This is a genomic window from Flectobacillus sp. (assembly GCF_049240685.1).
GTDB lineage: Bacteria > Bacteroidota > Bacteroidia > Cytophagales > Spirosomataceae > Flectobacillus.
Genome location: NZ_JBMLSD010000034.1, coordinates 1 through 8560, shown reverse-complemented (window position 1 = coordinate 8560; position 8560 = coordinate 1). Strand labels below are relative to the sequence as shown.

The 8560-nt window shown below is 36.9% G+C and carries 7 protein-coding genes; 3 read left to right on the top strand and 4 right to left on the bottom strand.

The window, feature by feature from the left end; genetic code table 11:
- The first annotated feature begins 444 nt into the window (after positions 1 to 444).
- A complete protein-coding gene (locus ACOVQ4_RS01690) occupies positions 445 to 1329 on the top strand; it encodes a helix-turn-helix transcriptional regulator (protein ID WP_421818933.1) in 885 nt (294 codons plus the stop codon).
- A 47-nt stretch (positions 1330 to 1376) separates the two neighbouring features.
- Positions 1377 to 2894 carry a gluconokinase gene (locus ACOVQ4_RS01685; RefSeq protein WP_421818932.1) on the top strand — a complete coding sequence of 506 codons (1518 nt, stop codon included), beginning with the start codon at positions 1377 to 1379 and terminating at the stop codon, positions 2892 to 2894.
- 67 nt (positions 2895 to 2961) lie between these two features.
- Here the strand turns inward: ACOVQ4_RS01685 and ACOVQ4_RS01680 are convergent, their stop codons facing one another.
- The gene (locus ACOVQ4_RS01680; protein WP_421818931.1) at positions 2962 to 3117 is read right to left on the bottom strand and encodes a hypothetical protein; all 156 of its coding nucleotides are present in this window, start codon (positions 3115 to 3117) and stop codon (positions 2962 to 2964) included.
- Between the two features lie 482 nt (positions 3118 to 3599).
- Between ACOVQ4_RS01680 and ACOVQ4_RS01675 the strand changes: the two genes are divergently transcribed.
- Positions 3600 to 4574 (top strand): NAD(P)H-quinone oxidoreductase, encoded by a 975-nt coding sequence (locus ACOVQ4_RS01675; protein ID WP_421818930.1) that lies wholly within the window; start codon positions 3600 to 3602, stop codon positions 4572 to 4574.
- A 414-nt stretch (positions 4575 to 4988) separates the two neighbouring features.
- Here ACOVQ4_RS01675 and ACOVQ4_RS01670 read toward each other — a convergent pair whose 3' ends face one another.
- The 3 genes from ACOVQ4_RS01670 to ACOVQ4_RS01660 form a co-directional block, all read right to left on the bottom strand.
- Positions 4989 to 6149, bottom strand: a complete 1161-nt coding sequence (locus ACOVQ4_RS01670) for a glycosyltransferase family protein (RefSeq protein WP_421818929.1) — start codon at positions 6147 to 6149, stop codon at positions 4989 to 4991.
- Between the two features lie 37 nt (positions 6150 to 6186).
- Positions 6187 to 6990 (bottom strand): UDP-2,3-diacylglucosamine diphosphatase, encoded by an 804-nt coding sequence (locus ACOVQ4_RS01665; RefSeq protein ID WP_421818928.1) that lies wholly within the window; start codon positions 6988 to 6990, stop codon positions 6187 to 6189.
- A 435-nt stretch (positions 6991 to 7425) separates the two neighbouring features.
- Positions 7426 to 8112: a response regulator transcription factor gene (locus ACOVQ4_RS01660; RefSeq protein WP_421818927.1), complete on the bottom strand. Its 687-nt coding sequence runs from the start codon at positions 8110 to 8112 to the stop codon at positions 7426 to 7428.
- Positions 8113 to 8560: the final 448 nt, after the last annotated feature.

Genomic DNA, 8560 nt, shown 5'->3' with positions numbered 1-8560 from the left:
AACATTCATTGAAAAAGTCTAAATACCTTTTCTCTTTTTGTCCAGTAATTAGATTAATAGTATATCTGAGGCAAAATTTGACTATAACCTTTTGATTATGAATGCTCTCAAATAACAAGTACACTGTTAACTAATAACGTTTTCCTACTTACCTATAAAATCAATGTGTCAAAATTCTTGGATTATTTCTTTTAAAACTTTCATTTTTTTTCAGTGTAAAATATTTGAAATTATCCATCTTGTCGCCTATAAAAATTATCGACGGAACCTCCTATCTGTGAACGAATTAAGTTGTTGGAGCATTTATTTTGAGGATAGTATTCAATAATTTGTTTTGTTTTACTAAAAAAAATAAAAAAATTCCCTCTTGTAGTTTGTTAGGAACCAAACAACCTGCCTAAATTACAAAATGGTTGAAGCACACCATGATTTTGTAATCACCTTATGAATTCCAATTTTTATTACATACAAAACGAGTCAGAAGAACTAAAAGAATTTCCTTATATAATCAGCGCAGTATCGCAAAAAATTCAGCAAATTCTACTCGATTCTTGGCAAATCCAGCGGCGGGCCGGGATTGGGATTTATTGTTGTTCGGAAGGTAAATATGAATGGCAGATAGAGCATAAAATTTATCCATTGTACCCAAATGACTCATTGATTATACATCCTTGGCAGGAATTTGGGAGTCCGAGGGGCTACTTGGATATAGGCTCGATTTGCTATTGTGAAATATTACCAAGTCATTGGCGCAAGGATGGTAATTTAATCTTGGGCGAGTGGAGTCGTATTTCGTACAGCGAACAGGTGGTGATGGCTAAATTATTCCTTTCAAACGCTAAACCTCTTATCCCAAGAAATCAAACCATTAGCCAATTGATAGGTGAAATCGGGCAAGAATTACAAAGCCAGCCATTTGGTTTTAGAACAAGAGTGCCACAGCTTATCGATGAGTTGTTGATTACTTGGACTAGGGCATTGGGTAAAACAGAAAGAAATAACCAAGATTTTTCTCAGTCATTTTTGCAATTAGAACAGTCGCTAAGAGCGAACCTCGAACATCCTTGGACCTTGGAAGAAATGGCAGGACTTGTGGGTTTAGGAAATACCGCTTTTTCGGAAAAGGTAAAAAGACATTCGGGATTTTCACCGCTTAACTATCTGATTAATATCCGAATAGCAGAGGCAAGTAGGTTATTAAAAAGTACCGAAAAGTCATTAACTGATATTGCATTTGAAACAGGCTTTTATTCTTCGCAACATTTCTCTACTACCTTCAAGAAATTAACGGGTTATACGCCTAGGGATTTCAGAAAAATGCATTCCTAATCTGAATAATTGATTATCCAAACGCTCGTGCTCAAAGTAACATAACAATGGAAGCAATCCTCACAATAGATATCAATACGACCTCGGTAAAGGTGCAGGTTTATCAACTCGGTGGTCAATTCTTGTACCAAAAACAAGGTTCTTATCCTACATTTCATCCCCATCCCGAGTGGAGCGAACAAGACCCTGAACAAGTTTACATTACTACTTTATTTGTAGTAAAAACCTTAATCAATGAATTTGTCCATCCTAATAAAATCAAAATACTTTCGATAGGGTTTAGTGGTTCGATGCATAGTGTTCTGCCTGTCAACGCCAAAGGAATTCCGTTGGGGCAAGCGATTATCTGGGCAGATAATCGTGGCCAAAATCAGGTTAAGAAAATGAAGGATAGTGGCCTACAAACCTTGGTTTATACGCAAACAGGCACGCCAATACACCCCATGTCGCCCCTTATGAAAGTGGCTTGGATTGAGTCAAATAAGCAAATATTTTCAGAAAAAATTGCCAAATATATCTCCTTAAAAGAATATATCCTCTTTCAACTTACTGGGCAATACCTTGTAGATGAGAGTATGGCCTCCTCGACAGGATTTTTGGACATTTCCTCAAAAAAATGGGCAACGAATTCTTTAGATTTCGCCAATATTAGCGCCAATCACTTGTCTGAAGTTTGTTCGGTGTTTGATGCCAGTCTGAAATTAAAACCCGAAATCGCAAAATCTTGGGGAATATCTCCCGAAACCAAACTCATCATCGGTGCGACTGATGGTTGCTTGGCTACGCTAGGTGCAGGTATACTGACCGAAGGAAAAGCCGTAATCTCGATTGGGGCAAGTTCGGCTGTGAGGGTAGCAGGAAAACAGATTTTGGAGGATTCTCAGCAAAGATTGTTCAACTATTTACTCAGCGACCAATGCTATATCAGTGGAGGTCCCGGGAATAATGCGGGGGTTGTATTCGAGTGGTTTGCAAAGGAATTTGGGGATTTTTCGGAACATTCCTATATAGAAGAAGTGCTCGACGAAATTTTCCAGAAAATAGAGTCTATCCCTTTGGGAGCAGATGGCTTATTGTTTTTGCCCTACCTTTTGGGTGAGCGAGCGCCCATCTGGAATGCAGATGCGAGGGGTTCTTACTTTGGATTACATATCAAGCATACCAAGTCTCATCTGGCACGTGCAACGTTAGAGGGCATACTGCTTGGCGTGTACAGCATTGGCAAAATGTTGTCTGAGTTTAGAGAAATCGATGAAATTAGAATCAATGGAGGTTTTGCATCCCATCCTTTGTGTGTACAAATGCTTTCGGATATTTTTGGGAAAAGAATAACAGCAAATTTGGGATATGACGGTGTTGGACAAGGCACTGCACTACTTACTTTGACACAAATGGGTATTTTTGAAAATCTGAATACAGCGGTCAAATCCCTAACTTTTCATCAGGAGTGGTTACCCAATGCCGAAAATCATGAAAAGTATCAGGCTTATTTTCACCTATTTGAAAATTTAACCAAAAAGTTGGACGAAGAGTTTGAGTATTTAGCCAAACTTCGTAATCTGTAGAGTAGAGGAAACCCCTAAAAACAAAAAATCCCAATCTATCGATCGGGTTGCAACTCAATTTTTTGTTTTAGTGAATCCAGTCATAAGATACTTTGTCGTTTTCTGGATTTTGATTTTCATTTTTCAGAAATCTGTGCTGATAGCGAGGATTATCCTGCTTTTTAGCTTTGTGCGCTCGCCAATTAGTGTGACGATTCAAGGCACTCCAACTTTGTTTTGTCATATTTATATTTGTTTAAGAAATTAAAATTAGGTTTAAGTTGTCAGGAAATAGGAAAATTTCTCATGCTGTTTTTCAATAATCATTGACCTATATTTCGTAAGCTTAAATTCAAATTCTATCTTACTTTCAAAAAAGTAAAAAATTAAATTAAGCATATACTTGCAGGATATTTTATCAATATTATGCTGATTATGAGTATATTCAAATCGGCAGCATCCTGTTAACTAATTTTTTTACCTAAATCTTAGGCTATTTTATTTCAGCTAACAGCTTTTTAGCAATAAAAAATTTTCAATTTTTCTTCAAAACTTAATTGAATCCTAATTTGAAAAATCACAAAACTCTTTTGTTTTGTATTTGAATATAAAACTAGCATTTTCTAAAAAAAGTTCAAATTTAATAAGATTATCAAATTGTTAAAGTACGCAGAAAGTCGGGTTTTGTTTTGCGCTTTACTTTTACTTAATAAAAAATAAATAAACATGAATGCTGTCAGAATAACATCATTTGGTGAGCCTGAAAACCTAATTTGGGGTGAATACTCCGATCCGCTTTGCGATATGAATGAGGTAATTATCGAAATCTCCGCTGCTGGGGTCAATCGACCAGATATTTTACAGCGAAAAGGTAATTATCCGCCACCCAAAGGAGCACCTCATGACATACCGGGACTGGAGGTATCAGGTAAAATTATACAAATTGGCAGTCAGGTGACACGATGGAAAATCGGTGATAAAGTATGTGCTCTTGTGGCTGGCGGAGGCTATGCCGAAAAGGTAAATGTTCATGAATCGCATTGTTTGCCAATTCCTGTAGGTTTTTCTTATGAAGAGGCAGCATGTTTGCCCGAAACAGTTTATACCGTGTGGCATAATGTTTTTCAAAGAGGTCATTTACAACAAAATGAAGGGTTATTAGTGCATGGCGGAAGTAGTGGCATAGGTACTACCGCTATCCAAATAGCAAAGGCCTGTGGCGCCAAGGTATTTGTAACAGTTGGAAATGAGGAAAAAGGGAACGCTTGCCTTGCACTTGGGGCAGAAAAATTTGTAAACTACAAAACAGAGGCGTTTTGGGAAGTGCTTAAAAATGACTCAATCCATGTTATTTTAGATATGATTGGGGGTGATTACTTTTCAAAAAATTTGGATTTATTACAACCAGAAGGGCGTTTGGTGTATATAAATGCCATGGGCGGGAAGAATGTTGAACTAGATATTTTGAAAATTATGCAAAAACGACTGACCATTACAGGAAGTACCTTGAGAGCAAGAGAAGTTAGTTTCAAGGCCAGTCTAACTACTGAAATCTACGAAAAAGTATGGCCTTTGATAGAAAATGGGCATTTTAAAGTACCAATTTTTGCCAGATTCCCAATGGCAGAAGCATCCAAAGCGCATCGATTAATGGAATCGTCGAACCATATCGGAAAAATTGTATTGGTACCTTCATCATAAAAAAGCCTGTAATCATCAATCACAGGCTTATTGACTAAATTCCATTTAACTATGTAATTAAAGTGGACTCATATTGGTGATATTTTATGAATAGCTTTCGACTTTCCGCTATGTTTTTTTGGTTCTAGGCTTTAGTCGAAAACATACATTCGGTTATTAATATCTATAAAAAAGCGCTGGCAGTTGCCTGATGCTCTCAAGTCAACCCTATTCAACACAAAACACTCAAATACACACGAAATTTTACTGCAAAGTTATCATTCTACGGATAGGTTCAATATTAAATTTATTCAAAGGATACAAAAAAGCCAACCTCAAAGAAGTTGGCTTTTGGCGATAACTATTCTAAATGCTAAAGATATTGTAACGAATTGTATCTCGTTACGGGATTTTGAGAGAGTGCAATACAAACTACTACCTAAAAGCCAACTGTTTCCACCAAGAACCAAGTCTTGAACCAGTAGGTTTGAAGGTAAAAATTTGAGTAGGTTTTTGTGTCAAAGTTTCGAGATATTGCAGGAAAAGGCGATTAGCTTGCTGTTGCCAGTCAATAAATTCTTTCTGAACACTTTTGTGATGAGGCAAGTAGTTTAAGAATTTTGAAAAATCAAATTCGGAAGAAGCCAAGCCAGCACCCGCGCGTTGCCCATCATGAGCATTTATCATTTGTTCAATATGGTTTGGAACAGGCACCATCATGATTGGCTTGCCCAAATACATAGCCTCACAAACAGATTCAAATCCAGCAGTACAGACCAATCCCGAACAGCTTTCCATCATCAACAGAAACTTCTCAGCGTTGACCTGATGAAAGGTCAGATTTTCTCTTACGACCCATTCATCCGAGAAATCAGGATTATTCCAAAAACAATGAATCTGCACATCGCGGTGGTTTTCGTGCCAAGTGGCTATATCTTCGGCTAGCTTGTGATGGGTGATATAGGCCAAAACAAAAGGCTTGCTTGTAGGACTTAAGCGTTTTACTTCCGAACGTAATAATGGAGGAACTACGGCTATATTGTTAGAAATATCATTCTCCATTTGATCAAAAGAAAGTGCCAATTTTTGACTGCTTCCCAGAGCTGTAACTTTAGTATTGAAATTCAATAACTGTCTGTCGAACCAATTTCTTGAGATGTTATTAAATTGATTATGCAACAAGAGGTACTGATGCGCCACACAAATACATGGAATAGCAGGACGATACGTAGCAAAATAAAGCCCGCATATCATTTCGTAAAAGTTGATGACCGCATCGGGTTGATAAAATTCAATCTGCTCTTTTAAGTATTTTACACTTTTACAATAGAGCGGGAATTTTAATAAATGAGTACTGATGGTATCCCATACTCTTAGCGCCTTTCCTTGTCCGTATACGAGCGATGGACTAGGGAAAGTTTGTACGGGCGCTTGAATAGATTCCTGAAAGAAAGAAGGTAATTTTTGGCTATTGCCTTTTCCTACCAAAACAGCAACCACCTCGTGACCTGCCGAAGTTAATATTTCGGACAAAGAAATCGCTTGTGTCAAATGACCTCTGCCCTCGCCTTGTACAACAAACAAAAATTTACTCATCTTGTAAAATTTATAGGAATGCTTAGGAGGCTAAGCTCTAGTTTTTGTTCTCGTTTAATATTAAATCATTACTATCTTCCTCGCTGAGAAGAAATGTTTCGTTTGCGTAAAACAGCAATTCCCATTGCCCCTGATGAGACTCGACCAAGGCGCTCAACGACTCTACCCAGTCGCCAGAATTCATGTAAGTGACCTCCCCAATATTTTTTATTTCTGGCTTATGGATATGACCGCAAATAATTCCTTCGCAATCATTGGCTAGAGCTAACTCGGCAAGTTTTTCCTCAAAATCTGACACATGATTTACAGCCTTTTTCACCTGCTGTTTAATCTTTTGTGAAAAGGAGTAGTATGGCATACCTCTCCATGCACGATAACGGTTATAGAGCTTATTAAGGCTCAGAAGGAAAGTATAACCAATATCGCCTAGGTGTGCCAACCACTTCATGTGCGATGTGACAGAGTCAAAAATATCTCCGTGGGTAATAAAATATTGTTTTTTACCCGATTTAAGTATATAGTCTTTTCGGATACAAAACTGTTTTCCAAGTTGGAATGGAATAATTTGGTCTAAAAAATCGTCGTGGTTGCCTCGTAGATAGATTACCTTGGTGCCGTACTCCTCAATCATTTTGAGAACGACCCGAAAAAAAGCAGTATGCTTTTTTTTCCAAGAACCACCCTTTTTTAGTTGCCAGCCGTCGATGATATCGCCATTCATAATAAGCGTTTCGCAAGAAGTTGATTTCAAAAATGCCACAACTTCCTTGGCCTTTGCGCCTTCAGACCCCAAGTGTAAGTCTGAGATAATAATGGTTTTATATTGAGCTGGTGTTTTCATGTAAGTCTCTATTCCAATCCAATTCAAAAAGACAGAAACGATATTTAGAATAGTCGTTTAGTGCATTTTCTGCCTTATTTTAATGTTAATCAAAATTGAGAATTTACTTTAACCTTATGGTTGTCTGTATATTATGCTTATGTTAATTATTGAAATGAAGTTTGTGAAAGGAAAAACCAACAAATTAGTCAAACAAAATACAGGTAGGTTGTTTAGAGGCAGACGAGAAGATGTCTAAATGAATTGAGTACTAATCGAAAGATATTTTACTGGTAGTTCTTTGAAAGACTCCTTATTTTCATGAAACAGGAAAAACTTTCAAAATAAAATCTGATAAAAATCCTTCTGACCGCACAAATGTGACTTGACTAATTTGCTGGTAAATAATGTTATACAATAATGGTGATGTTTCTTGATGAGGTTTTGGTTTTGTTTCTACGAGTTGGCAAAAAGGTAGCCGACTCCTTTTATGGTTCTGATATAATCATCCCCAATTTTTTCACGAATTTTACGAATATGCACATCCACAGTTCTTTCGGTAACATGTATTCCCCTTCCCCAAACATTTGATAGGATTTCGTCGCGAGAATATACTTTATTGGGATTTGATACAAAGAACATCAACAAATCAAACTCTTTTTTGGGCAGAACCCAAGAGTTGCTATTTACAGCTATCGAATAGTTTTGCTTGTTGATAGTAAGGTCTTCAATCACAATTTTTTCAGAGCCTGTAGTTTCTGCCAATTCACGTTTGAGCATGGCCTTAATTCTGCTCAAAAGCGCACGAGGTTTGACGGGTTTAATGATATAATCGTCTGCGCCAATATCAAAAGCGGCGATTTCTGAATACTCCTCTGCTCGAGCAGTAAGAAATAGTAAATAGGTTTTGCTGAGCTCGGGCAATTGTTTGATAATTCGTCCTGCCTCAATGCCATCCATAATCGGCATCATAATATCCATCACAATCAAATCGGGGATATGTTGCTTGGCTTTTTCAACGGCAATTTTCCCATTTTCTGCGGTGAATACCTGATAGCCTTCGCCCTCGAGGTTGTATTGGAGTAATTCCAAAATGTCTGGGTCGTCATCTACTACCAGTACTTTAAGAGAAATGTCGATCATAAGTAATTATTATAGGACTAACAATGTTGTCATTTGAGATGTAAAAAATTGGGCTTCTCAAAATTTGACACAAACTTATCAAGCAGAAATTACCTCATCGTTACTCTTATATTAAGTGTAGATTAACATTTTTAAAGGGTAAAATTTCTATAAATTATTTATAAAATCGATGGCTGAATCAGATAATCCAACAGTCTCAGTACTATTCTGTTAGGTAAGTAAAAAGACGTTATTAGTTAACAGTATTTCAGTTATTGTAATGCAATTATTATCAAAAGATTTTGATTACTAGACAAAACACGCAAGTGAGATTCAGCTGAATAGCCTTTTTCACCTTCTTGTTTTGTCCAATAGTTAGATGATTTTTATTATTGACTCAGTTTTAAGTTTTGGGAAAAATAAAATTTAAGATTATGCTTTGGGCTTTCAGAGAATGGCTTTTGGCCTT